This is a genomic window from Streptomyces sp. NPDC046915 (assembly GCF_040644935.1).
Classification (GTDB): domain Bacteria; phylum Actinomycetota; class Actinomycetes; order Streptomycetales; family Streptomycetaceae; genus Streptomyces.
Map to the genome: position 1 here is coordinate 172050 of NZ_JBEYXB010000012.1, position 24640 is coordinate 196689.

22 protein-coding genes and 3 pseudogenes are annotated in these 24640 nt (G+C 69.0%); 10 read left to right on the top strand and 15 right to left on the bottom strand.

The features are described 5' to 3' along the window. Positions 1-393: 393 nt before the first annotated feature. The 6 genes from ABZ915_RS29365 to ABZ915_RS29390 all read right to left on the bottom strand — a co-directional run bounded on the left by ABZ915_RS29365 (position 394) and on the right by ABZ915_RS29390 (position 5207). Entirely contained in the window at positions 394-1140 is a 747-nt protein-coding gene (locus ABZ915_RS29365) for an ABC transporter permease (RefSeq protein ID WP_361809462.1), read from the bottom strand. A gap of 23 nt (positions 1141-1163) precedes the next feature. After that, positions 1164-2126 carry an ATP-binding cassette domain-containing protein gene (locus ABZ915_RS29370; protein ID WP_361809464.1) on the bottom strand — a complete coding sequence of 321 codons (963 nt, stop codon included), beginning with the start codon at positions 2124-2126 and terminating at the stop codon, positions 1164-1166. Between the two features lie 158 nt (positions 2127-2284). Then, positions 2285-2458, bottom strand: a complete 174-nt coding sequence (locus tag ABZ915_RS29375; RefSeq protein WP_361809466.1) for a thiomuracin/GE37468 family thiazolyl RiPP peptide — start codon at positions 2456-2458, stop codon at positions 2285-2287. Between the two features lie 248 nt (positions 2459-2706). Next, entirely contained in the window at positions 2707-3474 is a 768-nt protein-coding gene (locus ABZ915_RS29380; protein WP_361809468.1) for a HEAT repeat domain-containing protein, read from the bottom strand. A 261-nt stretch (positions 3475-3735) separates the two neighbouring features. Next, a complete protein-coding gene (locus tag ABZ915_RS29385; protein WP_361809470.1) occupies positions 3736-4332 on the bottom strand; it encodes an NAD(P)-binding domain-containing protein in 597 nt (198 codons plus the stop codon). Positions 4333-4373: 41 nt separating this feature from the next. Beyond that, a complete protein-coding gene (locus ABZ915_RS29390; protein ID WP_361809472.1) occupies positions 4374-5207 on the bottom strand; it encodes a 3'(2'),5'-bisphosphate nucleotidase CysQ in 834 nt (277 codons plus the stop codon). A gap of 134 nt (positions 5208-5341) precedes the next feature. Here ABZ915_RS29390 and ABZ915_RS29395 point away from each other — a divergent pair, with 134 nt between their 5' ends. Beyond that, positions 5342-6265, top strand: a complete 924-nt coding sequence (locus tag ABZ915_RS29395; RefSeq protein ID WP_361809474.1) for a LysR family transcriptional regulator — start codon at positions 5342-5344, stop codon at positions 6263-6265. On the opposite strand, the gene ABZ915_RS29400 is transcribed toward ABZ915_RS29395, so the two are convergent. From ABZ915_RS29400 to ABZ915_RS29415, 4 genes and pseudogenes are all read right to left on the bottom strand, one after another. Then, positions 6262-6564, bottom strand: a complete 303-nt coding sequence (locus tag ABZ915_RS29400) for a hypothetical protein (RefSeq protein WP_361809724.1) — start codon at positions 6562-6564, stop codon at positions 6262-6264. The two genes, ABZ915_RS29395 and ABZ915_RS29400, sit on opposite strands and share 4 nt — an antisense overlap. A gap of 45 nt (positions 6565-6609) precedes the next feature. Continuing rightward, positions 6610-7062, bottom strand: a pseudogene (locus ABZ915_RS29405) (transglutaminase domain-containing protein); the annotation flags it as partial. 456 nt (positions 7063-7518) lie between these two features. Then, the gene (locus tag ABZ915_RS29410; RefSeq protein WP_361809476.1) at positions 7519-7938 is read right to left on the bottom strand and encodes an SRPBCC family protein; all 420 of its coding nucleotides are present in this window, start codon (positions 7936-7938) and stop codon (positions 7519-7521) included. A 27-nt stretch (positions 7939-7965) separates the two neighbouring features. Continuing rightward, entirely contained in the window at positions 7966-8976 is a 1011-nt protein-coding gene (locus tag ABZ915_RS29415) for an aldo/keto reductase (protein ID WP_361809478.1), read from the bottom strand. Between the two features lie 142 nt (positions 8977-9118). Between ABZ915_RS29415 and ABZ915_RS29420 the strand changes: the two genes are divergently transcribed. Further along, entirely contained in the window at positions 9119-10033 is a 915-nt protein-coding gene (locus ABZ915_RS29420) for a LysR substrate-binding domain-containing protein (protein ID WP_361809480.1), read from the top strand. A gap of 43 nt (positions 10034-10076) precedes the next feature. Here ABZ915_RS29420 and ABZ915_RS29425 read toward each other — a convergent pair whose 3' ends face one another. After that, positions 10077-11174, bottom strand: a complete 1098-nt coding sequence (locus ABZ915_RS29425; protein ID WP_361809712.1) for an FAD-binding oxidoreductase — start codon at positions 11172-11174, stop codon at positions 10077-10079. Between the two features lie 212 nt (positions 11175-11386). Between ABZ915_RS29425 and ABZ915_RS29430 the strand changes: the two genes are divergently transcribed. After that, positions 11387-12298 carry an NAD-dependent protein deacetylase gene (locus ABZ915_RS29430; protein ID WP_361809482.1) on the top strand — a complete coding sequence of 304 codons (912 nt, stop codon included), beginning with the start codon at positions 11387-11389 and terminating at the stop codon, positions 12296-12298. Positions 12299-12356: 58 nt separating this feature from the next. On the opposite strand, the gene ABZ915_RS29435 is transcribed toward ABZ915_RS29430, so the two are convergent. The 3 genes from ABZ915_RS29435 to ABZ915_RS29445 form a co-directional block, all read right to left on the bottom strand. Then, positions 12357-13415, bottom strand: a complete 1059-nt coding sequence (locus tag ABZ915_RS29435) for a DUF6215 domain-containing protein (RefSeq protein WP_361809484.1) — start codon at positions 13413-13415, stop codon at positions 12357-12359. 97 nt (positions 13416-13512) lie between these two features. Further along, the gene (locus tag ABZ915_RS29440; protein WP_361809486.1) at positions 13513-14247 is read right to left on the bottom strand and encodes an SDR family oxidoreductase; all 735 of its coding nucleotides are present in this window, start codon (positions 14245-14247) and stop codon (positions 13513-13515) included. Further along, complete coding sequence (locus ABZ915_RS29445) at positions 14244-14510, bottom strand: Atu4866 domain-containing protein (protein WP_361809488.1); 267 nt, start codon at positions 14508-14510, stop codon at positions 14244-14246. Before ABZ915_RS29445 ends, ABZ915_RS29440 begins: the two co-directional genes overlap by 4 nt. A gap of 141 nt (positions 14511-14651) precedes the next feature. Between ABZ915_RS29445 and ABZ915_RS29450 the strand changes: the two genes are divergently transcribed. After that, the gene (locus ABZ915_RS29450; protein WP_361809490.1) at positions 14652-15506 is read left to right on the top strand and encodes a helix-turn-helix transcriptional regulator; all 855 of its coding nucleotides are present in this window, start codon (positions 14652-14654) and stop codon (positions 15504-15506) included. Positions 15507-15602: 96 nt separating this feature from the next. Here the strand turns inward: ABZ915_RS29450 and ABZ915_RS29455 are convergent, their stop codons facing one another. Further along, positions 15603-17582, bottom strand: a complete 1980-nt coding sequence (locus ABZ915_RS29455; protein ID WP_361809714.1) for a SpoIIE family protein phosphatase — start codon at positions 17580-17582, stop codon at positions 15603-15605. A 297-nt stretch (positions 17583-17879) separates the two neighbouring features. Here ABZ915_RS29455 and ABZ915_RS29460 point away from each other — a divergent pair, with 297 nt between their 5' ends. From ABZ915_RS29460 to sigJ, 6 genes and pseudogenes are all read left to right on the top strand, one after another. Further along, entirely contained in the window at positions 17880-22067 is a 4188-nt protein-coding gene (locus ABZ915_RS29460) for a HAMP domain-containing protein (protein ID WP_361809492.1), read from the top strand. After that, entirely contained in the window at positions 22064-22651 is a 588-nt protein-coding gene (locus ABZ915_RS29465; protein WP_361809494.1) for a response regulator, read from the top strand. The genes ABZ915_RS29460 and ABZ915_RS29465 overlap by 4 nt, the downstream gene beginning before the upstream one ends. A gap of 106 nt (positions 22652-22757) precedes the next feature. Further along, positions 22758-22928 (top strand): annotated as a pseudogene (locus ABZ915_RS29470) (SDR family NAD(P)-dependent oxidoreductase); the annotation flags it as partial. Between the two features lie 25 nt (positions 22929-22953). Beyond that, positions 22954-23118 (top strand): annotated as a pseudogene (locus tag ABZ915_RS29475) (SDR family NAD(P)-dependent oxidoreductase); the annotation flags it as partial. A gap of 8 nt (positions 23119-23126) precedes the next feature. Further along, entirely contained in the window at positions 23127-23630 is a 504-nt protein-coding gene (locus ABZ915_RS29480; protein ID WP_361809496.1) for an SDR family oxidoreductase, read from the top strand. A 32-nt stretch (positions 23631-23662) separates the two neighbouring features. Then, a complete protein-coding gene (gene sigJ / locus ABZ915_RS29485) occupies positions 23663-24601 on the top strand; it encodes an RNA polymerase sigma factor SigJ (protein WP_361809498.1) in 939 nt (312 codons plus the stop codon). The last annotated feature ends 39 nt before the right edge of the window (positions 24602-24640 follow it).

The window sequence follows — 24640 nt, forward strand, 5'->3', positions numbered from 1 at the left end:
GACAACGCCGCCCGTGCGGGGGCCGACCGTGTGATTTGAGGTCCGAGCCCGCCAGGTCTGCCGCTTCGGCGCCGGCGAGCAACAACGCTTTCCAGTGGCGCTGTGCGACTTTCCCCCTCGGCACCACAGCGCAATGATCATCATCAAGTCTGACAATCCTTCAGCGCCTTCGACTCTAGTGATCCTCCAGTCCCGTATGCAAGGACGCCACGCGGTTGATTCGCCTGAGGCTGTCACTCTTACCGTCAGGGACCGCAAACAAGGCGCTGACCTGTGGATTCATCGCGATTCTCGGTAAGACGGAGCACCAGGGAACGACCCTGCGGAGGGCGTGACAAGCACCGGCCCCGACACATGGGGAGGGCCGGTGTTCATCAGCCGCGCGACGACCCGTCAGGACTCCGCGCGGAACGATCTGGTGCCGAACCACACACCCAGCAGGCACAGCAGCAGGGCCCAGCCGCTGCCCCACAGCACACCACTGGCCGACAGGTCACCCGCGAAGCTGGACCGGACCGCGTCGACGACATGTTTGACCGGCATCAGCCCTGCCGTGACGCGTAGCCAGTGCGGCCCCAGCCCGACCGGCAGCAGGATCCCGGACAGCAGGATGACCGGCATGAGCAGCGTGTTGACCACACTGCCCATGACGCGCTCGTCCTTGGCTCTGAGGGCGACGGCGTTCGACGTCGCGGCACACGCCACCCCCAGCAGAAGCGTGATGACCACCCCCACGAGGAGCTCGGGCAGCGGGGCGTCCATCCCGAAGGCGTACGCGAGAGCGACCAGCACGACGACCTGGATCAGCAGTTGGACGAGGTCCCGGCCGAGCCGGCCCAGCAGCAGGGCAGCGCGAGGGGCGGGGGTGACCCGCTCGCCCTCGATCACTCCGTCGCGCCACTCGCCGATCACGCCGTAGCCCGTGAAAGCGGCCCCGAAGACGGCCAGTTGGACGAGAAGCCCGGGTACGAAGAGCGTGTACTGGTTCGTGGAACCGACCTGGGCGGCGACCGACCGCAGCAGCGGGGCGAACAGCACCAGGTAGAGCACCGGTTGGAGCAGCCCGGTGACGACCATGGCCGGGCTGCGCAGGGTCATGCGCATCTGACGCCGGAACACGACCATCGTGTCATGCAACATGGATGAGGCCTTTCTCGCCGCGTTCAGTGCGGGTCCCGCAGGGAGCGTCCGGTCAGCGTGAGGAACACGTCGTCCAGGGTGGGACGGCGCACCTCGAGCGACACCAGTTTGACCCCGGTCGCGTCGAGCTCACGGGCGAGCCCGGGAAGGACGGTCCCGGACCGGTGCACCCGGCCGGCCACCCGCAGCCCGGTGACCGCGGGCCGGTCCGCGGCGGACTTCTCCAGGACGCGCACAGCGGCGTCCACCTGTTCCGGGTCGGCGACCTCCAGCTCGATCAGGTCGCCGGAGATCCGGTCCTTCAACGCGTCCGGGGTGTCGGCCGTGACCACCCGTCCGTGATCGAACACGATCACCCGGTCGCTCAGCACATCCGCCTCGTCGAGGTAGTGCGTCGTGAGGAACACGGTCATGCCGTACTCCTCACGCAGGTCCGTGATGTGGCCCCACAGATTGGCGCGCGCCTGGGGGTCGAGACCGGCCGTCGGCTCGTCGAGGAACAACAGGCGCGGCTGGTGCACCAGGCCCATCACCACATCCAGTCGTCGCCGCTGCCCACCCGACAGTGATCGCGGGACACGGGTCCAGACGTCGGCGAGGTCCAGCCGGTCGAGCAGCGCGCGGGCCCTTCGCTCAGCGGTGGCCGCGTCGAGGCCGTACAACATGGCGCGGTCGACTATCTCGTCACCGGCCTTGGCGAATCCGCCGGCCGAACCACCCTGCGAGACATAGCCGATCTGCCGGCGTACCTCCCGCGGCTGGGCGACGACGTCATGGCCGGCCACCCGGGCCGAGCCCGAGCTCGGACCGGTCAGGGTGGTGAGCATCCGAAGCGTCGTGGTCTTCCCCGCGCCGTTGGGCCCGAGGAAGGCGACGATCTCTCCCTCGGCGACCTCGAAGCTCGCGTCCGAGACCGCATCGACCTGCGACCGTTCTCGACCACGTCGAACGGTATAGGACTTGGCCAGCCCGGACGCTGAAATCATCTTCCTACCTCGCTAGTTCACAGACCCCGCCGCATGCCGTACAACGGGGAGGCACGCCGCAGTCCCGCGGCAGCACAGGGCGCGCCGCGGGACCGGGGCTTGTTCAGCCTTGGGCGGATTCACCGAAACCGGAAATTCGCCCATTCACTGACGTGGCGTCAGTTGGAGCTGCAGGAGCAGCAGATGTAGCAGAAGCAGTTGGTCGACGAACCGACCTCGGGCATGCCGTGATCAGCGGTCAGCGCGGTAACGGCACCGCCCTGTTCCACGACGTCGAACACGTCGATCGACAGGTCGTTGACGTCGACGAAGTACTCCTCGTTGTTCCCCATGAGACTTCCTTCCGTCCTTTGGTGAAAGACAGACCCCCAAGTGAATCCGGATGGGAACTCCGAATTCGAAGAGCCGTCTTCATCCTGGCCGGAATCGGTCCGTGGGTCACGCCGCCGAAACCGGTGACCAGAATCCAAAACCGGTCACCGGAATCTTGGATTCCGGTAAGAGGACCGTTGCCGATGCAACCGAAGGTTGCGCCGGTGTCCCGGAGCCCGCCGCTCCATACGGCTCGCCACTCTTCGGTTCAGCCGGCCTTACGGGCCCGCAGGGCGGCTCGCCGCGGCTTCCGGACGGCCAGGCGCTGGGCCGCACCGCGGATCTGAGGATCCGCAGCCTCCCGGGCGGCCTCGATCTTCTGCCGAGCCACCTCGCCGCGCAGTTCACCAAGGGCCATCAGCGCGGCCATGGCCACCTGCCCCTCCGGATCCTGCACCGCGGCACCCAGGGCCTCGGCCGCGGTCTCCGCGTCGGGATGGCCGATATAGCACAGGATGTCCGCGGCGTGGCGTCGCACCGCGTCATCGTCCCGTCCGAGCGCCTCGACGAGCGCCGGAACGGCCGCCGCGCCGAACGCGGCCACATCGCCGGTCAGGGCGTTCCGTTCCTCGAGGTCGTGCTTACCCAGCAGCGCGACCAGATGCGGTACCGCCCGGGGCTCCTGGATGCGGCCCAGCGCCCATCGGGCCTTGCGGGCGACCGCCTCGTCCGGGTCGGTGATGTACGCCAGGACGGCGTCCACCGTCTCGGGGTTTGCGAACTTGCTCAGCACATGCAACGCCTGGACCCGGACTTCCGGCGACCGGTCCGGCCCCGCGGCGGCGAGCACCGCGGGCCGTGTGGCCTCTTCCAGCCGGGTGACCGACCAGGTCATTGTCTCCCGCACGAAGAAGTCCAGCTCCGCCCACAGCGCCTCGACCAGCACATCCGCCAGCTCGCTCTCGAACTGCGACCCAATGGCGAGCGCCGCGGTATTGCGCACGCTGCGATCCGGATCCGACAGCTTCTCGCTCAACTCGTCCGCGGGTATTGCGCTGTTCAGGGGTTGCGAATTCGTCATGCGACGGATCCTATCAACGCGGCTGCCTGACTACCGTGTTGATACTCGTTGCATGTTGAACCAACATGCTTCCCCACCTGTTTTGACCTCAAAATATGAGTCAAAAACGCGGAGCTGACAGTTGTTCACGATTACCATCCAGCTCGTCCGGGCAGCCTGTTGGCCGCCTCCCCGCTCACAACGCCGTTCGTCGGGCGTCGAGTACTGCGAGTACTGTCAGCGGGCGATCGAGATTGCGAAGGGCGTGAATCCGCTGGATCGGATCACGTGTGGTACGAACAGGATCGCCGCCTCGGCAGCCCGCGCGGTCTCGATCCCGCCGAGGTCCGTCATCCACTCCTGATGCCAGCCGAGGTCCGTGAGAAGCCCACGGACGGCCTGCTTGGCCTCCGGGTCCCTGCCGGAGAGGAAGGCGGTTGGCGTTTGACCGAGTGCGGCGGGTGCGGTCATCACCGTGTAAAGCATCGTGTTGAGCGTCTTGACGACCTGCGTGTCGGGGAGCGCTTCTTGGAGTTGCTCCGCGAGGCTTGAGCCGGGGTAGAGCAGATCGGCGGGGAGTCCGTCCGGTCCGTCGACGGTGGCGTTGGAGACGTCTACGAGGATCTTGCCGCGCAACTCCTCGCGCAGCTCGCCGAGCCGCTCCAGCGAGCCGGCGCCCGGCGTGGCGTTGATGACGATCTGCGCCGTCCGGACAGCGTCGGCGGCAGAGCCTGGCGAGCGGTCCGCCACGGTCACCTCATGCCCTGCCCGGGTGAGGGCTGTGGCCAGGCTGCCGCCGACGCGGCCGTTTCCGAGTATTGCGATCATGGTCATGCTGGTCTGGTCCTTCCGGTACTTCTGGTTCTCGTGATCGGTCAGCGGGAGAGCGTGGCGACGGCATTGGCGTGCACGCCGGGCGCGGCGGCCAGGAAGCTCTCGCTCTCCGGGGTCCAGGGCCGGCCTTCGGCGTCGGAGATCCGTCCGCCGGCCTCGGTGACGAGCAGCGCCCCGGGAAGCAGGTCCGCGCGGGCCCCGGCGAACTGCCAGAAGGCGTCGATCCGCCCGGCGGCCACGTTCAGCAGGTGCAGGGTCGCGGGCACCGAGGTCCGCACCACGAGTGCGTCGAGAAGCATCGCGGTGACCGAGGAGCCGATGCGCCGCACGATCTCTTCGTCCTCGTCCGGCCTGGCCTGGCTCGTGGCCACGAGGCTCAGGCCGAGGTCCGTGGTCTTGGACACACGCAGCGGCCGGCCGTCGAGGTGGGCCCCGGCGCCCACGAGCGCGGTGTAGGTCTCGCCGGTCAACGGCAGGTGGACCGCGGTGAGCACCGGCTGGTTCTCGCGCACCAGGGTGGCGGTCACCGCCCACTCCGGCAGGCCGTGCAGGTGGTTGACGTTGCCTTCGGCCGGATCCACCACCCACCATTCGCCGGGAGGCAGGGCACCGCCCTCGAGTTCCTCCTCCACCCAGCGGGCGTCCGGGCGCAGGAGTGCGAGGCGGGGGCGCAGCACGCCGAGGGACACGTCGTCGTTGGCGGCGAGTGCCCGTATCAGCTCTTCGCGGGTCTGGTGGCGGACCACGTCACCGAACCGATCCCGCAGCGCCGAACCCGCGGCGCGCACGGCGATCGCGGTCTGTGCGAGCAGGTCGGCGTCGGAGGCGGAGCCGGCGGCTACGGCACTCCCGGTGTTCTGGATCGACTCGGGCATGGCGGTACTCCGATCTGAGCGGGGGTGATGAGGCCAATCGGGCGAGAACCGTGTTCTTTTGCACCCGCGTCTCGAAGGTAGGAGCAGCCATCATTAACTTCAAGTGCATGTAAAGCACGGCTAGGATGACTCTCATGCAATTGGATTTGAACCTGCTCGCCGCGCTCGACGCTCTCCTGGAGGAAGGCAGCGTGGCCGGCGCGGCCGACCGTCTGCACGTCACTGCCCCCGCGATGAGCCGAAGCCTGGGCCGGATCCGGCGTACGACGGGGGATCAGATCCTGGTGCGCACAGGGCGCACGATGACCCCGACGCCGTACGCGATCGCCGTCCGGGAACAGGTGCACGAGCTGTTGCAGCAGGTCCAGGGCGTGCTGGCGCCGAGCCGTGAACTCGACCTCACCACGCTCGAGCGCACCTTCACACTCCGCTGGCACGATTCGCTCGTCGCCCTCAGCGGCCCCGCCCTTCTCGCGGCCGTGCGCAAGCAGGCTCCGGGGGTGCGATTGCGCTTCATCGCGGAGTCGAGCATCGACACTCCCGAACTGCGACGTGGCGAGGTCGACCTCGAGGCGAACGCCAACCGCCCGACCGCACCCGACATTCGCGCCGATCGAGTGGCCGAGAGCCACTACGTCATCGTCGTGCGACGGGGGCACCCGCTCACCCGTGTCAAGGCCGTCACCGCCGCACGGTACGCCGCGGCCGAGCACATCACCATCTCGCGGCGCGGAAGGTTCGGCAGCGGCTTCGACGACGCTCTCGCGCGGCTCGGCCTCACCCGACGTGTGGTGGCGACCGCGCCCACCGAAGGGGCCGCGTTCGAGTTCGTGCGGGGTTCTGACCTCGTCATCACAGCCCCCGAATCCACGACGCGCTCAGCGGCCGCGGATCTCGGTCTGGCCCTGCTTCCACTGCCGATCGAACTGCCGTCGGCCTCGGTGTACCTGTCATGGCATCAGCGCTATGACACCGACCCCGCACACGTCTGGCTACGCGATCTGGCGCGGACCGCGTTGGCGCCCCGAGGTGACCCGCACGGCATGGACAAGTCCTAGACGCCCGCCGAACGCCGGCTCAGGATGGGCTCGGCCAGCAGTCTCGCCATCGCGCAGAGGGTCTGGCCGTGCTGGGCGAAGAGTTCGTCACGCGAGTCGAAGTGGCCGAGGTCCGCCAGGACGTAAGCCGAGAGATCGCACGTGGCGCCGGCGGTGGCCGGGCAGACCGTCGCGCCGTCCCAGTCGATCGCTGTCCTGGACAACGCCTCGAAGAGCGTCTCCGCACCGGCGTTGGTGAAGCCACCACTGCTGCCTTCGCTCAATTCGTCGAGGCCGCCGAAGAGTTCTGAGACGGTCAACCAGGGCGCGGTGGGACGGCTCGTCGGTGACAGCCCGTCAAGGCGGAACTCCGGCCATGCGAGTACAACTTGGTGCGGGACGATCCGATGGGACCGAGGGAAGCGCGGGTACCAGAACCTTCCGTCCACCAACAGGCCCCGCACCCGCGTGGCCACCCCGGATGCTCGCGCCACGGACTCCAGCACCGCCAGCCGCTGGCTGCACGAGCCACGTCCGCGCCGAAGCACCTCCGACACGGGCCGTTCATCCTGAACCGAGTACACCGGCTGCACAACGGCGGTGATCCATCGGTGGGCCTGGCGCAGGGCCGCTATCGGTTGGGCGGGACCTGAGTCGCCCACCGAGTCCGCCGGGATGTCGATCCGTCGGAGCAGCGAGGCAACGTTCGGATGCCGCCAGTTGAGAATCTGCGTCGGGGCCGTGCTCCCCGCAGCCGTTTCCCTGCCGGCCGTCCGCAGGCGGGCACGGCCTCGCGGCGTGAGAAGCGAACTCGTCATGACTGTGATCCCCTCGCCCAGCACCTCTACAGGTGGCAAGACGTATCGTGACAGGTAATTTGAACGCGTTCAACTATGACGCACCATGAACCCCGGTCGCGGAACGGCACAGCGACCACCACCGACGTCCCAAGGCGACGGGGCTGAGACCCTCAGCCGCCAACTTCCTCGTCGGCCCGCCCACTCACGGCCCCAGACGACGTTGACCGCGGGGAATCGGTATGGCGCAACTCACGGACCTGAGGAGACAACAGGGCAGCGAGCGTGGCGATTCAGAACCGAAATGGTCCGAGCAGCAGCGAGCAGGGCAAACCGCTGGTCGCGCCAGAGCGCTGACCCTCCCGAATCGATCGTCACAGTGCCGCACCCTAAGAGGCCAGACCGGGTCTCCCGACGCCAATCAGCCAGGCGCTACGAGCGTCTCGGCGCCCCCTGCACGGAACCTCGAACAGCCACTCAGGCTCGCACGGTCTTCAGGAGCGCGGCGAGTCCGTCGGTGTAGATGCCGTGGAAGAGTTCCTCGGCATCGGCGTCGCTGACGCCCACGGGCGTGAACGAACCGGACCATTCGACGCGAGCGGCGTCGGGTCGGCCGGGGACGGCATGCACGCTCAGGGTGGAGAGGTAGCCGGTCACGGGGAACGGCGCCTGCTCGATGGCGTACGAGTAGCTGCGCGCGGCGTGGTCGAAGGCCTCGAGGCGTTCGACGATGACGCCGCCGTCCTCGTTGGTCAGACGGCGTACGCGTCCGCCGTCGCTCAGTTCACTCTCGGGGATGTAGGGAAGCCAGTCCGGCAGGGACCCGAAGCCGCCGATGAGCTGCCAGACGCGGTCGGGGCCTTGCGGGATGTCGATGAATGCGGTGGTGGAAGCCATGGTGAGTGCTTTCCGGTACGGAGGGGGTCAGGCTGAGGGGGTGGGGGCGTTCGCGGCGATGAGCTTCTCGTCGCGCAGGGCGGTCCAGAAGGCGGCCGGAACGGACTCGGCGAGGGCGGCGACGTCCTCGGCGATACGGCTGGGCCGGGTGGCGCCGGGGACGACGGCGGCCGCCGCGGGGTGCGCCAGGGCGAACTGCAGGGCGGCGGCCTTGATGCTCACGCCGTGCCCGGCGGCGAGAGCCTTGATCCGTTCGACCTTGGCGACGATGTCCGCCGGGGCCTGCTGGTACTCGAAGTGCGTCCCGCCGGCGAGGACGCCGGAGCTGTAGGGACCGCCGACGACCATGTCGACGCCCTGCTCGGTGGCCGCGGGCAGCAGACGCTGAAGAGACCGCTCATGGTCGAGGAGGGTGTAGCGGCCGGCGAGGAGGAACGCGTCAGGCTTGGGCTCGTCCAGGTCGAGAGTCAGCTCGATCGGCTCGACGCGGTTGACACCCAGGCCCCAGGCCTTGACGACACCTTCGTCGCGCAGTCGCCGCAGGACGCGGAAGGCGCCGGTGCGCGCGGTCTCGTAGACGGACAGCCAGTCGTCGCCGTGGAAGTCCTGGGCGACGTCATGGACCCAGACGATGTCGAGGCGGTCCGTCTTCAGCCGGGTGAGGCTGTCCTCGATCGAGCGCAGGGTGGCGTCGGCCGTGTAGACGTCGATCATCTTGTTCGGGCGGCCGTGCTCGAACAGGCCACCCTTCTCGCCGAGGTCGCGGGCGGCCGGGTCCTCCAGTTCGTCGAGGATGACGCGGCCGACCTTGGTACTGAGCACGTACGCGTCGCGCGGCCGGCCCGCGAGCACCTCGCCGAGGCGAATCTCGGACAGTCCGGCGCCGTAGAACGGGGCGGTGTCGAAGTAGCGGATGCCGTGGTCCCAGGCGGCCTCGACGGTGGCCGCGGCCTCCTCGTCGGGGATGCTGCGGAACATGTTGCCCAGCGGCGCGGTGCCGAAGCCGAGGGAGCCGGGCAGGAGGGGCTTGATGCCCATGGGGAAGATCCTTGTCTCGATGCGATACGCGGCTTTGAGGAGGTTTCTCCTGTTCCACGCCTCTTGCTCCATCGAGGCTAGGATCGAGGAATCAGACTGTCCAAGACTTGCTTGGACACACTTGAGTCCCCCGAGGTCTTACATGCTTGACCTGCGACAACTTCGCTATTTCGTGGCCGTGGCCGAAGAGGAGCACGTCGGGCGGGCCGCCGAACGCCTGCACATCTCACAGTCCCCGCTCAGCCGACAGATCGCCCAGCTGGAGAAGAACCTGGGCCTGACGCTCTTCGAGCGCAGTCAGCAGCGCATCCGGCTCACCTCCGACGGCCGCGTCTTCCTCGCCGAAGCCACAGCCCTGCTGCGCCACGCGGACCGGCTGGAGAACCTCGGCCGACGCCTCGGCCGCGGCGAGGAAGGCGGCCTGTGCGTGGGGTACGTGGGGGACGCCATGCACACCGGTCTCCTGCCCCAGGCGCTGCGCACCCTGCACGAAGAGCGCCCCGGCATCCACGTCGCCCTCTACGACCTGACCGCCTCGCAGCAGTTCGAAGGCCTGCGCCAACGCAGCCTGGACATCGCCCTGGTACCTGAGGCGCCGCCCGAGACGGATCCGGATCTGCGCAGCGCGCTGCTGCTTCAAGACCCCCTGCTCCTGGCGATTCCCAGCAGCCACCCACTGGCCGAGGCCGAGGAGATCCGGCCCGAAGACCTCGACGCCCAGCCGTGGATCGCCGTCGAGAACAGTCAGGACCTCGTCTGGCGGGACGGCTTCGTCGCAGACTGCGCCGCGACGGGGTTCACCCCCGACATCCGGTTCGAAGCCCCGGAACCCCTCACCGCGCTGGGTCTCGTGGCGTCCGGCCTCGGCACGGCGTTCGTGCAGAAGAGCATGCTGCGCGGCCGTACGACAGGCGTCACCGTCCGCCCACTCCCCTGGTTCCAGAAGTCCGTACGCCTGTGGGCCGTCTGGCACCAGATCGATCTACGGCCGGTCGTCGCGTCGTTCCGCGGTACGGTCCTGGCCGCCGGAGCCGAGGAGGAGCGATCCGCCGGTTGAACCCGTGAGGCGGCCATTGACAGGTGCCCGGGCAGCGAGAACCTCAGCGCAGCGGGTCATAGGGCGCCAGGTCGATCCCCGGATCGACCTGGCGGGCCAACCGCGCCGCGACCGAACCCACGTAGGGGCCGACCGTCAGACCGGACGCCCCGAGGCCGTTGACCACGACCAACCCGGCGACCTGCGGAACCGCGCCGAGCAGCGGCCGGACGTCGGGCCCCACCGGGCGGAATCCGACGCGGGTCTCCACGTGCGTCGCGCCCGCCAGCCCGGGGGCCACGGACAGCGCTTCGCCGAGCACCTCGGCCATCCCGCCCGCGGTCACCCGGTGGTCAAAACCGGCGTCGTCCTCGCGGGTCGCGCCGACCACGACCCGCGAGTCGTCGAAGGCCAGGATGTAGTGCTCCGACCGCGGCAGCACGACCGGCCAGTTGACGGTTTCCACGCCAGGCAGCCGCAGGTGCATGATCTGGCCCCGCTGCGGTGCGACGCGTACCCGGACACCGATCGGTTCGAGCAGCTGCGGCGACCAGGCACCGGCCGCCGCGATCACGGCGTCCGCGCCGACGAACACATCGTCGACCCGCACTCCGCGGACCGCGCCGTCGGCGACGATCGCGGCCGTGCCCTCGATGACCCGAGCGCCGCGCCGGACCGCGGCGCGGCACATCACGTCGCGGACAGAGCGCCCGTCCAGGCGCGCCGTTCCCGGGACGTGGATCGCCGGGCCGTCGTGTGCGAGGGGCGGGAAGAGCTCGCGGGCCCGGCGAGCGCTGACCAGCTCCACCTCGCCGGCCATCGGGGACTTGGCGGCGCGCTCGGCCGCGCGCTGGAGCGCCTCGGTCGATTCGGCCTCATCGACGAGGCGCAGCGAGCCGACCCGCCGGTAGCCGAACTCGGTCTCCTCGTCGGCAGCCAGCGCCGGCAGCAACTCTTGATAGTGCTCTGCCCCGGCGACCGCGAGCCGGTACCAGTCCTCGTCGTCCACCCGGGACGCCCACGGGCTGATGATGCCCGCGCCGGCCGACGTCGCGCCGCCTGGGACCGTCGAGTCCACCAGGACCACGTCCACCCCGGCCCGGGCCAGCTCGTAACCGGCTGCGGCACCAGCGATGCCGCTGCCGACGACCACCACTCGCATCTCCTGCACCTCCTGATTCGACTGTCTTCTTCCCACCACACTCCCCTGCACCCACCATGCCAGCAGGTGCATGACACAACCCCCTGTCGACACCTGCACCACCGTGCGAGGATCGCGCGCAGGACGCGCTCACGGTGCGGCGCCAGGTGGAGACGGTCGAGCAGACGTTGGAACGGGCGTGCGGCAGGCAGCCTGTTCCGTACTCTGGCGGCATGCGCATGCGCCCCACTTTGAGCTGGACCCCCACCGAGGACCTGCCTCCGGCGACCACGGATCTACAGCCGGTCGCCGATGCGCTGAGCACCGGCGGTGTGCTGGTGCTCAGCGGGGCCGGCATCTCCACGGAGTCGGGCATTCCCGACTACCGGGGCGAGGGTGGGAGCCTGAGCCGGCACACCCCGATGACCTACCAGGACTACACCGCCGGCGCCCAGGCCCGGCGCCGGTACTGGGCGCGCAGCCACCTCGGCTGGCGCACCTTCGGCCGGGCCCGCCCCAATGCCGGGCACCGGGCCGTGGCCGCGTTCGGGCGCCGCGGCCTGCTTTCGGGTGTGATCACGCAGAACGTCGACGGTCTGCACCAGGCCGCCGGAAGCGAGGGCACCGTGGAACTCCACGGAAGCCTGGCCCGGGTCGTGTGCCTTTCCTGCGGCGCCTTCAGTCCCCGCCGGGAACTCGCCCGACGCCTGGAGGAGGCCAACACGGGCTTCGAGCCGGTGGCCGCCGGCATCAACCCGGACGGTGACGCCGATCTCACCGACGACCAGGTCGGGGACTTTCAGGTGGTGCCCTGCACGGTCTGCGGCGGCATCCTCAAACCGGACGTGGTGTTCTTCGGTGAGGCCGTGCCGCCGCAGCGGGTCGAGCGCTGCCGCCGGCTGGTCCGTGAGGCGACCTCGCTGCTGGTCCTGGGCTCCTCACTGACAGTGATGTCCGGGCTCCGGTTCGTCCGCCAGGCGGCCGAGGCCGGGAAGCCGGTACTGATCGTCAACCGGGACCCGACCCGGGGCGACCGGCACGCCCTCGCCCGCGCCGCGCTCCCGCTGGGAACGGCCCTCACCACCGTGGCCGACCGGCTGGGCATCCCCGTCGACGGCCGGCCGGCGGCCCAGGCAAGAGGGTGACGGCGGCGGGACGTCCGGCCTCCGCCTCCGAGCACGGAGCCGCCTCCTCTCCGACGTCTCAGCGAGCGGTTCGTTCGGGGATCGCCGGGAGGACCTTTTCAGCGATGCCGAGGAGAACGCTGTCGTCCGGGAGGGCTCCGGACTCGCTCCACACGGTGATGTCGGCGTAGCCGCCCCGGTCCTTCCGGTCCAGCGCCACGGACAGCGTCCTGGCCATGGGGCCTTCCTCAACCGGTCCGCCGGATCCGCCGCTTCCCAGATTGATCTTGAACTTCATGGTGTGGTCCGAGGAGAAGACCGCGGGCCTGCCCAGAACCTTGAGCGTCCTGACGTTCTTCTCCTCCCCGTACTTCATCAGCTTCACGTACTGGGCAGTCGACAGCTCGCTGTAAGTGGCCGACACGTTCACGGTGTACGTGTCGAACGCGATCTCGGCCTCCGGCTGGGCGACCTTCCCGTCGGTCAGGGCAGCGGTGTTGCTGGTGCCGGAAGCCGTCGTCGCGGTCTCTCCAGGCGTCCCGAGGAGCTCGGCCAGGTCGGGCCGGTTGAGCGCCTTGCACAGTTCGTCACCGGTCACAGCCCGGGGCGTCTCCTTGTAGGCCTTCGGCAGTTCCTCGTGCTCCGCGCTCGAACACGAGGCGTGCTGCGGCGCGCCGTCGTCGGACGGCAGCACCCGTGGAGCCACCCACAGCACGACCCCGAGAACCCCGAACACGGCTACGGCCGCGGCGGCCTGGCCCCACGCGTTGGGTTCCTTCTCCGGACCGACCGGACCGACCGGACCGACCGGACCGACCGGACCGACCGGGCCGGGCCCCGGCCCAGCTGCGGCCTGGGCCTGAACCTGGGTCTCGGCCCGGGTCTGGGCGCCGGTATCGGCCGTCGCCCCGTCCGCGGAGGCCGCCGGACCTGCGTTCCGGCGTGCGCGCAGGGCCTGGACCACCGCGTGGACACGTATCGCGGTGAACACGAGGAAGACGATGCCGAGACCGGCCGCGATCCGGTCGTGATCGCGGACGGCGAGATACATGATGCGTACGCCGAGAACAGAACCGAGCACGATGAACAGAGGCTCGCGGACCCAGAACGGCAGGCGACGGAGGAGGAATCCAAGCACCCGATGATCTCACCAGGAGAAGACCACGTCCGCCGTGGTGGAAGCCACAGTTCCAGGTAGGGGCGCTACCGAGACCGCCGGTTCCTTCCGAGAGGAATCATTGGGCGCTTGCGGCGGGACGGACGACGATCTCGTTGACGTCGACCTGCGGAGGCTGGGAAACGGCGTAGGCGATCGCGTCCGCGATGGCGGAAGCGGGCAGCGCTACGGCACGGTACGACTGCATGGCGGCTTTGGCGGCAGGGTCGGAGATGCTGTCGGCGAGTTCGGACTCGGTCACGCCCGGGGAGACGAGGGTGACCCGGATGTTCCCGGTGGACTCCTGGCGCAGTCCTTCGGAGATCGCGCGGACGGCGAACTTGGTGGCGCAGTACACGGCGGCGGTGGGAGAGACCTCGTACGCGCCGACGGAGGCGATGTTCACGATGTGTCCGCCGCCCTGAGCGCGCATCACGGGCAGGGCGGCCGCTATGCCGTGCAGGACTCCCCGCACGTTCACGTCGATCATCCGGTCCCACTCGTCGACCCTCAGCGCTTCCAGCGGCGACAGCGGCATCACTCCCGCGTTGTTGACCACCACGTCCACTCGGCCGTACCGCTCGCGGGTGGCGGACACGAAGGCCCGCGCATCGGCGGCATCTGTGACATCGAGCCGCTGGAACGCCGCGGCGCCCTCTGCGGCGGTGATCTCCCTGGTCAGCGCGTCGAGACGATCGGTGCGCCGGGCTCCGAGGAACAGACGGTGGCCGTCGGCGGCAAGCCGGCGGGCCGTCGCCTCTCCGATCCCACTGCTCGCTCCGGTCACCGCCACGACCTTGGACATGTCTGTCATGCCTGGGTTTCCTCTCGGTAGAGGACGAGGTGCTCGTGGTGGAGCACGCCGTCGCGGATGTCGCCCGTGGCGGTGAATCCGGAGTCATCGACGTATTCGAGGTGACTGCCGGTCACCGTGTAGCGGCCCGTGTAAGCGCTGCGCCGCCTGCCGCGGGCCTCGTCGTAGCGGCCGTCCGCCCGAAGCTCCTGGCGGATGTGACCGTCCGCGGTCACCCACATGCCGACCACGTCGGCATGGCCCTGCGGTGTGTTCCCCGTCATGACGGGCTCCCCTCGTCCATGGGTACGGATCTGTCCTGCCCGACCGAGTCTGAACGGGCCGAAGACCGCCGACCAGGACGTGTGGTGCCTGGGTGCAGTGCACCCAGGCACCACACCACCCCTGCGGCCTAGCCTGGGCGCATGGCCGACAACCATCTGGGAGAGTTCCTGCGCGCGCGGAGGGCGGCGCTGCGACCGCAGGACGTGGGCATGGCGAGCTACGGGGTACGCAAAGTCCCAGGACTGCGCCGTGAGGAGGTCGCCGTCCTGGCCGGGGTGAACGCGGATTACTACACCCGCCTGGAACAGGGCCGCGAGCGCCACCCTTCGGCCCAGGTACTCGACGCGCTCGGCCGCGTCCTGCAACTGGACCCCGACGCCCACGCGCACCTGCACCGGCTGGCCGGGACGGCGCCGAGCAGCCAGTTCGCTCACACCACGGACCGGGTCAGTCCCGCCCTTCGCCAGCTGATGGACGGCTACCCGGGCGCCCCGGCGTTCGTCATCAACCCGACCTTGGACGTCCTGGCCGCCAATGCCCTGGCCCAGGCTCTCTACTCACCCTTCGAGCAGGCAGACAATCTGGCCCGCATGACTTTCCTCGACCCGGCGGGCCGACAGTTCTACACCCGGTGGAGCGGTACGGCTCAGGCCACCGTGGGCCACCTGCGCCGGGCGGCCGGCTTCGACCCGGACAACCCGCGGCTGCGGAAACTCGTCGGTGTCCTCAGCGAGCACAGTGCGGACTTCAGCCGCCTGTGGAAGGCGCACGCCGTGCGCGGCAAGACCCAGGACGCCAAGCACTTGCTCCACCCCGACGTCGGCCCCCTGACCCTCACCTACCTGGCCTTCGACGTACGCGACGCCCCGGGGCAGCAACTCATCATCTACCAGGCCGAATCCGGCAGCCCCAGCGCGGAGGCTCTCAACCTGCTCGGCTCCATCCACGCCACCGGGAGAGTGACCGCTGACATGGACGAGCGCACTTTCCAGTGACCGGGCAACCCGATGGCGACCCAACAGTTCAAGGGCAGCCCGGCGGACGAAGCGCGGCAGACCGCGCCGCCGCCGTGCCGTCCTCGATCGTGGACATCACCGGCGCTGTCCGGGTCGCCAGACTGATCGCCCTCCTTTGCGAAGACCGGCGGTGTCGACGGGTCCGGCCGCCCCGGAGTACGTCGCCACCGTTCCCGCGCCCGCCGTGCTCCCCAGTACCGGCGCCGCCTCCAGCACCAGTACGGCGAGGTCGTCGTCGATCGGCTCGGTGCTGAAGTCGTGAGCGGCTTGCCGGACTCGTTCGGCCACGGCCTTCGCGCCGAGTCCCACGCATCCCCGGAGCACGGCCGCAAGGCCATCGTCGTCGTCCAACTGCCTTATGCCTCTGCGGCGTTCGGTCACACCGTCGGTCACGCACAGCAGCGTCTCACCGGGCGCGAGGGTGAAGGAGTTGGCGTGGAACTGCGCATGCTCATCGATGCCGAGCAGCATCTGCGAGTCCGCGGCCGGAGTCACCAACCCGTCCGTCGACAGTCGCAACGGCGGCGGGTGCCCGGCGCTGGCTATCATGCAACGCGCGCCGCCGGTGACCACGTCGGGCTCCAACTCCCCGTACAGCAGGCTCAGGAAGCGGGAGCCTTCCCGCTCGCCGCGGAACGCCACGGCTTCGGCGGCCTCCTCCGCCATGGCGAGGTTCAGCCGGTTCAGCAGGGACTCGATGCCATGGCCTTCGCGTGCCAACAGCCGTACTAGGTGCCGGGCCAGGCCGGTGACGGACATCGCCTCCAGATCGTGGCCGCACACGTCGCCGAGCAGGAAGCACCAACGGTGGTCTCCCATCGGGAACAGGTCGTAGAAGTCCCCGCCGACGGTCTGGTCCTCACCGCAGGGCTCGTAGACGATCGCCGTGTCGATGCCCGGAATGGTGGCCAGGGACGGGGGCAGTTGCCTGCGCTGGAGCATCCGGCTGATGCTTGCCTGCCGCGTGTAATGCCGGGCGATGACCACTGCCTGGGCCACGCGTCGGGCCACGTCCTCCGCGAGCCGTACGACGCCGGCGGTGAGCTGAGGCAGTCCCGCCTGGCCGATCAGGAGCGTGCCGTGGCACCGGCCGCCCGAGACGAGCGGGAACGCCAGCGCGGAGCCGCCCGTGTTCCCGGCGCCTCCGCACTCCGGCCAGGGCCATGGGACACCGGTCGTGCTCAGCCTGGCGGACGGACGGTCCTTCTCCAGTGCCAGGCGGAGTGTGCGGATGTGCCGCTCGTCCTTGTGCCAGACATGGGAGAGCCGCATCTCGGCGTTGTCCGTGGTCAGCCATACGCCGCACCAGTCGGCGAGCCTGGGGACGAGGAGCTGTCCGGCGAGCGCCGCGACCATGTCGTCGTCCAGCTGTCCGGCGAGGAGCTCTCCAGCCTCGGCCAGGAACGACTGCCCTTCACGCTCGGCCCACTCGCCACTGCGGCCCCGGCGGTCACGCGGCAGGACGGGCTCGGGGGCCGGCAGACGGCGAACGGGCTCGGGGGCCGGCAGACGGCGAACGGGCTCAGGGGCCGGCAGACGGCGGACGGGCTCAGGGGCCGGGAGGCGGCGGACGGGCTCGGTGAGGGAGTCGGCGACGCCTTGCTCCGTGATGGCGAGAGGGGGCACCATCACGCATTCCAGACGGAACCAGGCTGTCCTCCCGGTGCGCCGGTAGGTCGTGCCCCAGGACTCCGCGAGTGTGCGCATCAGCTGCCGGCCATAGCCGTGCACATGGCTCTGTACGCCTTTTCCACTGCCACGGGAGCCGGCGGGACCGCACTCCACCACCTCGACCACGACACCTGCACACCCGGCCTCGCCGTGCGTGGAATCGGCCGTGGCGTCACGGCCGGCCTCGATGCGGCACGCCACCTCGACCTCGGATCCGGCGTGAGTGGCAGCGCCGGTGACCAGCTCGCTGACGAGGAGCACGGCGTCATCGACGAGCCGGTCGCTGATGGCCGGTGTCCCGAGGAGGAGCAGGGTGGTCCGCTCGGCGAGCACAGCACGCAGAAACTTGCGCGCGGCCGAGGCTGCGAGCTCGTTGGCAGGGATACGCGTCCGCGCCACGGCTGCACGCGGATCAAGGTACGGCCCCACTGATAACTCCCGGCCAATCTCACTGTCGGCACATACAGGACGAATGTACTCTAAGCGGTGCAATCATACGTTTTGCCAGTAGCGGAATGGGGCGCCATGGAATCCGCCACCCAGCCTGAACTCGCTTCTCTTCACCACGAGCTCCCTGGGCAGGGGCCCTCTGGCGCCAAGCTTGAGGCAACAGGTCGGCCCGCCCCCGTCCCGGACGGCGAGTGGGTGAGGGTGGCCGAATTGCGTCCGCTGCTCGCGGCCATGAATTCCCTCTGTGACGGCGACTTCACCGTACGCATAGGAAACCTGCCCGAAGGGGTCCTCGCCGAGATGGCGGGGGTGTTCAACCAGATCGTCACGCGGAATGCGCACCTGGCCGCCGAGATCGAGCGCGTGCGCCGGGATGTGGTCCGCCAGGGCCGGCTGGACGAGCGACTCGCGGCGAGCCCCGGCCAGGGTGAGTGGACGACGAGTGTGGAAGCGGCCAACACACTGCTGGAAGCACTGGCCGTCCCGGTCGTCAATGCCACGCGCGTACTGGATGCCGTCGCTGACGGTGATCTGACGCAGCGCGCCGAGTTGCACGACGGCAAGCGCCAGCTCCGTGGCGATCTACGGCGCCTGGGGCGTGGGGTGAATCGCATGGTGGAGCAGCTGTCGCTGTTCACCGGCGAGGTGACCCGCGTCGCGCGGGAGGTCGGTACCGATGGTCGTCTCGGCGGGCGTGCCAAGGTGCAGGGTCTGGCCGGCGACTGGCGTTATGTGACCGAGGCCGTCAACACGATGGCCTCCCGGCTCACCGCGCAGGTGCGCGACATCGCGGTGGTGACCACGGCGGTCGCACGCGGCGATCTGACCCGCACGGTGACGGTCGAGGCGACCGGCGAGCTGCTGGAGCTGAAGCTCACCGTGAACACGATGGTCGACCAGCTGCGCGCGTTCGCCGACGAGGTCACCCGGGTGTCCCGCGAGGTCGGCACGGAAGGGCAGCTGGGCGGCCGGGCACAGGTACCGGCTGTCTCCGGCGTGTGGAAGGACCTCACCGACAACGTCAACTTCATGGCCTCGAACCTGACCTCCCAGGTCCGCAACATCGCCCAGGTGACCACGGCGGTCGCCAACGGCGATCTGAGCCAGAAGATCACGGTGGACGCCCGGGGCGAGATCTTGCAGCTCAAGAACACCGTGAACATCATGGTCGACCAGCTGTCGGCGTTCGCGGACGAGGTCACACGCGTCGCCCGCGAAGTCGGCACCGAGGGGCGACTGGGTGGCCGGGCGCAGGTCCGCGGCGTGTCCGGGGTGTGGAAGGACCTCACGGAGAACGTCAACTTCATGGCGGACAACCTCACCTCGCAGGTCCGCAACATCGCCCAGGTCGCCACCGCCGTCGCCCAGGGCGACCTGGGCAAGACGATCACGGTGGAGGCGAAGGGCGAGATCCTGGAGCTGAAGTCGACGATCAACACCATGGTCGACCAGCTCTCGGCGTTCGCGGACGAGGTCACACGCGTCGCGCGCGAGGTCGGTACCGAGGGCAACCTGGGCGGACAGGCGCAGGTCCGCGGGGTGTCGGGCGTCTGGAAGGAGCTGACGGACAACGTCAACTTCATGGCCTCGAACCTGACCTCCCAGGTCCGCAACATCGCCCAGGTGACCACCTCGGTCGCCAACGGCGACCTGTCGAAGAAGATCACGGTCGATGCCCGCGGCGAGATTCTGCAGCTGAAGGAGACCGTGAACACGATGGTCGAGCAGCTGCGCGCGTTCGCCGACGAGGTCACCCGGGTGTCCCGCGAAGTCGGCACGGAGGGGCGGCTGGGCGGCCGGGCGAAGGTCCGTGGGGTGTCCGGGGTGTGGAAGGACCTCACGGACAACGTCAACTTCATGGCGGACAACCTCACCTCGCAGGTCCGCAACATCGCCCAGATCGCGACAGCCGTCGCCCAGGGCGACCTGTCGAAGAAGATCGACGTGGACGCGCGCGGCGAGATCCTGGAGCTGAAGACCACCATCAACACGATGGTCGACACGCTCTCCTCGTTCTCGTCCGAGGTCACCCGCGTCGCCCGGGAAGTCGGCAGCGAGGGGCAGCTGGGCGGTCAGGCCCGGGTCGAGGGCGTCTACGGAACGTGGAAGCGGCTGACCACCAACGTCAACGAGCTGGCCCTGAACCTCACCACCCAGGTCCGTGCGATCGCGGAGGTGGCCAGCGCGGTCACCCAGGGCGACATGTCCCGCGCCATCACGGTCGAGGCACAGGGTGAGGTCGCCGAACTGAAGAACAACATCAACCTCATGGTCTCCAACCTCCGTGAAACCACCCGTGCCAAGGACTGGTTGGAGTCCAACCTCACCCGCATGGCCGCGCTCATGCAGGGCCACCGTGACCTGGTGGAGGTCGCCGACCTGATCCTGCGCGAACTGACCCCGCTGGTGAACGCGCAGTTCGGTGCGTTCTTCCTGGCCGAGGCAGGGGCGCCTTGCGGCGAGGGCCTCCAGTTCATCGCCGGGTACGGCGCCGACCAGGCCGGCGGGGGCAGCCCACTCCCCGGCACCGGCACGCCGGGTCGTGGACTGATCGCACAGGCGGCGCAGGAGAAACAGCGCATCCTCATCATGGACGTCCCGCCCGACTACATCACCATCAACTCCGGGCTCGGCACGGCCTACCCGGCCAGCATCGTCATCCTGCCCATCCTCTTCGAGGACCAGGTGCTCGGAGTGATCGAGCTGGCGTCGCTCAGCAAGTTCAACGAGGTGCACCTGGCCTTCATCGACCAGTTCGCCAACACGATCGGCGTCTCGATCAACACGATCATCGCCAACTCACGTACGGAGTCCCTGCTGTCGCAGTCCCAGCGGCTCACCTCCGAGTTGCGCGAGCGGTCGGACGAGCTCCAGCGCTCCAACGCCGAGCTGGAGGACAAGGCCGCCCTGCTCGCGACCGCCTCGCAGTACAAGTCGGAGTTCCTCGCGAACATGTCGCACGAACTGCGCACGCCGCTCAACTCGCTGCTGATCCTGGCCCGGCTCCTCGCCGACAACCCCGACGGACGCCTGACCGAACAGGAGGTGCAGTTCGCGACCACCATCTACCGCTCGGGTTCGGATCTGCTCCAGCTGATCAGCGACATCCTCGACCTTTCGAAGATCGAGGCCGGGCGGATGGACGTGCATCCGAAGACGCTTCCGCTGATCAAGCTGCTCGACTACGTCCACGCGACGTTCCGGCCGCTCACCATCGACCGCGGTCTGGGCTTCGAGATCACGGTCGACAAGGAGGTACCGGGCGAGCTGTACTCCGACGAGCAGCGCCTCCAGCAGGTGCTGCGCAACCTGTTGTCCAACGCGGTGAAGTTCACCCACTCCGGCAGCGTGGAGTTGTACGTGAACCGGGTGCCGGGAGAACAGTTCGCCGAGGAGACGCTCAAGAACGCGGAAGCCGTCATCGCGTTCTCCGTGAAGGACACCGGAATCGGTATCGCCAGCGAGAAGCTTCCGATGATCTTCGAAGCGTTCCAGCAGTCCGAGGGCACCACCAACCGCAAGTACGGCGGCACCGGCCTCGGCCTGTCCATCAGCCGGGAGATCGCCGGGATGCTCGGCGGGAAGATCGTCGCCGAGAGCGAGCCGGGTGTCGGCTCCCGGTTCACCCTCTACATTCCCATGCACTACCCCGGCGCCCCCGCTTCGAGGGGCTCGGCAGAACTGACCCCGGCGGACCCGCGCGCCGTCGCCCTCCCACCCGCGCTGCCCGTGGAGACCCGGGTGCCGACGGCGGCCGCCGAGGATACGGCAGCCGGACATGTGCTCGACGGTGCCGGGAACTGCGGTGCCGACGTCCGGGTTCCGGACCGCCACACGGACGACCTGATGGACAGGGCGACCTCGGGGGCCGCCGACGGGCGCGAGGACACCTGGCCGGAGACGACGCGGCTCAAGGAATGGCTCAGCGGGCGCCCCGGTCGTGTCCTGACAGGCCGTCGCATCCTCATCGTCGACGACGACATCCGCAATGTCTTCGCCCTCACTCACGTACTGGGGCGGGTCGGCATCACCGTGAAGTACGCGGAGAACGGCCGGGAGGGCCTCGAGGTCCTGGAGCGGTGCCCTGACGTATCCCTGATCCTCATGGACATCATGATGCCCGAGATGGATGGGTACGATACGATCCGCGCCATACGGGGCGCCTCTCGTCTCGCCCACCTGCCGATCATCGCGCTCACCGCCAAGGCGATGCCGGGAGACCGCGACAAGGCGATCGACAGCGGCGCCAACGAGTACGTGCCCAAGCCTGTGAACGTCGACCGCCTGTTGTCGGTGATCTGCGATCTGCTCGACCCGCAGAATGCGTCGGAGGCCCCGGTGCAGGGCCCCGAGGCCTCCGACGAACCGCCGGGCGGGCACAAAGACGGTGCCGACGATCCGCCGGGGAACGCGCCATGACCACCAACCCGGCCGATCAGTGCAGCATCCTCCTCGTCGACGACATGGAGGAGAACCTCATCGCGTTCGAGGCCGTACTCAGCCCGCTGCACCAGCACCTGGTCCGCGCGCGCTCAGGGGAACAAGCGCTGAAGGCGATGCTGCGCCAGGAGTTCGCAGTCGTCCTCCTGGATGTTCGGATGCCCGGCATGGACGGGTTCGAGACCGCCGCCAACATCAAGCGCCTCGACCAGACCAAGGACGTGCCCATCATTCTGGTGACCGGAACCGAGGCCGGTACGGACTACGCCTACCGGGGATACGCGATCGGCGCCACCGACTTCATCACCAAGCCCATCGATCCATGGGTACTGCGTACCAAAGTCAACGTCTTTCTCGATCTGCACCACAAGAACCGCCAGTTGGCGATGCGCGCCATGACGGGAGACGCCGACCGGCTCACGGAGATCACCGAGCAGCTGACCCAGATCGAGCTGCTGCTGCGCAACCGGCCCGAAACCGACACGGCCGGGCTCGCCGACCGCATCACGGCGGTCGAGCGCGCCGTGGAGGCCCTCCTGCCGGGTCGCACCAGCACCGAATAGGGCGGGGTGCCTGGATCAGCTCGCGCAGGGCATCTATCCGGTCCGCCCCGGCGACACGGTTACGCTGCCCTTCGTCGCCAAGGAGCGCGGGCTTCGCACGATCAACATCGTCCGCCGAGAGAGGCTCGTCACCGAGCTCAAGGAATCGGGCGCCGACATCGTACTCGTCGATCATCCGGACGCGGCCGCGCCGACCGCTGCCGTCGAGCATGCCGCGGCCGAACTCGGCAAGCTCGACCTCGTCCACAACAACGCGGGTGTGAACAGCAGCGGGTCTATCGCCGAAGCGGTGTCGAAGGCGGCCGCGCCCGTACATGGTGATGGCCGCGGGCGGCGGAGTGATCGTGAACCAGGCCTCGGTCTCCGCGCTGGTGGCGGTGCCGAACATCGCCACGTACTGCGCCGCGAAGGGTGCCGTGGGGTCGCTGACGCGCTCGATGGCGATCGACCTCGCCGCCCGCCGCTGAGGGAGTCGATGCTGCGCGCCCGGGGCGCCGGCCACCTGCACGCCGGTCTCACCAAGACCCTCGTCAAGTACCCGATCGGCCACCTCGGCACCCCGGAGGAGATCGCCAGGGTTGCGCTGTTCCCGTGCAGCGACGAGGCGTCGTTCCTGACCGGGTCCATCGTGGCCGCCGGGGGCGGCATGACCGCGCAGTGGGAGTCGGCGATGACGTTCCACCCCGCGGTGCCGCCGAAGGCCGCGGCCCGGCCCTTTCCCGCACCTCGCCAGCTGCCCGCAGGGCCCCTCGGGTACGAGGCGGGCGCGGAGCTGCTGACCGCCGCCCGCCGCACGATTCACCCGCCCATGCCGGGGAAACGTCGGTCACTTCTCCGCAACGTCCGCTCTGCGCCTCAGCAGATGGACGAAAGCCGAAACCCATGCGAGTCGGATCCCAGGACGTGCCCCTGCCCACGAAGATGGTCGGCAACTACGGCCGGCCTCACATTCCGGTGCGCTGTCCTGTCGGACTGGTGAAGGCAGATGCGACCAAGGGAGCTGTCGGTACCATGACCACCCGATCCGAGCCAGGACACAGTCGGCCCGATCCGAGCCTGGACGCGATCATGAGCGAGCGGCGTCAGCTGATCAATCTCGCCTACCGGCTTCTGGGCTCCCTCGCCGAGGCCGAGGATGCCGTCCAGGAGGCGTACACCCGCTGGTACGCCATGACCCGGCAGCAGCAGGACGCCATCGAGTCCCCCGGCGCCTGGCTGACGACGGTCGCCAGCCGCATCTGCCTCAACCTCCTCAGCTCCGCCCGGGCCCGGCGGGAGACCTACGTGGGCGAATGGATCCCCGAGCCGCTGCCCGAACGTACGGAGTGGATCAGCGGGCGGCCGGGCGGCGCCACCGTCGACCCGGCCGACCGGGTCACCCTGGACGAGTCGGTCAACCTGGCCTTCCTGGTCGTGCTCGAATCGATGACCCCGGCCGAACGCGTCGCGTTCATCCTGCACGATGTCTTCTGCCACACCTTTGCGGAAGTGGCCGAGATCGTCGGCCGCACCCCGGCGGCCTGCCGCCAGTTGGCCTGCTCGGGCCGCCGCCGCATCCGGGCCTCACAGCCTTCCGTGACTCCGGCAGCCCAGCGCGCCGGCATCGTCAGGGACTTCAAGCAGGCGTGGGAAGCCAAGGACATCGACGCCCTCATCGGTCTGCTCGACCCCGACGCCACGGCGATCGCCGACGGCGGCGGCCTCGCCAGGACCTTCCTGCACCCCATCGAAGGCGGCGAGCGGATCGCGCACGCCTGGGTCGAGATCGCCCGCCGAAGGCCCGGCAACATGACGCTCCTGGAGCGTACGGTCAACGGTCAGCCCGGCCTGGTGGCCCAGCAAGACGGCGTCACCGTGACGGTGTTCGCGTTCGAGGTCGCGGGCGACCGGATCAAGCACATCTGGGTGGTTCGCAACCCCGAGAAACTCCGTCGCTGGACAACGGGTTGACGTGCGTAGTGCCTGTGTTGCTCCCTACTCCAAGCCCAC

Excerpts from the sequence above, each read along its gene's own strand:
- ABZ915_RS29480 (WP_361809496.1), top strand. The coding sequence starts at position 23,127 with ATGCTGCGCGCCCGGGGCGCCGGCCACCTGCACGCCGGTCTCACCAAG.
- ABZ915_RS29420 (WP_361809480.1), top strand. The coding sequence starts at position 9,119 with ATGCTTGACCTGCGACAACTTCGCTATTTCGTGGCCGTGGCCGAAGAG.
- ABZ915_RS29390 (WP_361809472.1), bottom strand. The coding sequence starts at position 5,207 with ATGCCCGAGTCGATCCAGAACACCGGGAGTGCCGTAGCCGCCGGCTCC.
- ABZ915_RS29440 (WP_361809486.1), bottom strand. The coding sequence starts at position 14,247 with ATGACAGACATGTCCAAGGTCGTGGCGGTGACCGGAGCGAGCAGTGGG.
- ABZ915_RS29460 (WP_361809492.1), top strand. The coding sequence starts at position 17,880 with ATGAATTCCCTCTGTGACGGCGACTTCACCGTACGCATAGGAAACCTG.
- ABZ915_RS29445 (WP_361809488.1), bottom strand. The coding sequence starts at position 14,510 with ATGACGGGGAACACACCGCAGGGCCATGCCGACGTGGTCGGCATGTGG.
- ABZ915_RS29395 (WP_361809474.1), top strand. The coding sequence starts at position 5,342 with ATGCAATTGGATTTGAACCTGCTCGCCGCGCTCGACGCTCTCCTGGAG.
- sigJ (WP_361809498.1), top strand. The coding sequence starts at position 23,663 with ATGACCACCCGATCCGAGCCAGGACACAGTCGGCCCGATCCGAGCCTG.
- ABZ915_RS29430 (WP_361809482.1), top strand. The coding sequence starts at position 11,387 with ATGCGCATGCGCCCCACTTTGAGCTGGACCCCCACCGAGGACCTGCCT.
- ABZ915_RS29450 (WP_361809490.1), top strand. The coding sequence starts at position 14,652 with ATGGCCGACAACCATCTGGGAGAGTTCCTGCGCGCGCGGAGGGCGGCG.
- ABZ915_RS29365 (WP_361809462.1), bottom strand. The coding sequence starts at position 1,140 with ATGTTGCATGACACGATGGTCGTGTTCCGGCGTCAGATGCGCATGACC.
- ABZ915_RS29465 (WP_361809494.1), top strand. The coding sequence starts at position 22,064 with ATGACCACCAACCCGGCCGATCAGTGCAGCATCCTCCTCGTCGACGAC.
- ABZ915_RS29370 (WP_361809464.1), bottom strand. The coding sequence starts at position 2,126 with ATGATTTCAGCGTCCGGGCTGGCCAAGTCCTATACCGTTCGACGTGGT.
- ABZ915_RS29375 (WP_361809466.1), bottom strand. The coding sequence starts at position 2,458 with ATGGGGAACAACGAGGAGTACTTCGTCGACGTCAACGACCTGTCGATC.
- ABZ915_RS29415 (WP_361809478.1), bottom strand. The coding sequence starts at position 8,976 with ATGGGCATCAAGCCCCTCCTGCCCGGCTCCCTCGGCTTCGGCACCGCG.
- ABZ915_RS29425 (WP_361809712.1), bottom strand. The coding sequence starts at position 11,174 with ATGCGAGTGGTGGTCGTCGGCAGCGGCATCGCTGGTGCCGCAGCCGGT.
- ABZ915_RS29410 (WP_361809476.1), bottom strand. The coding sequence starts at position 7,938 with ATGGCTTCCACCACCGCATTCATCGACATCCCGCAAGGCCCCGACCGC.
- ABZ915_RS29385 (WP_361809470.1), bottom strand. The coding sequence starts at position 4,332 with ATGACCATGATCGCAATACTCGGAAACGGCCGCGTCGGCGGCAGCCTG.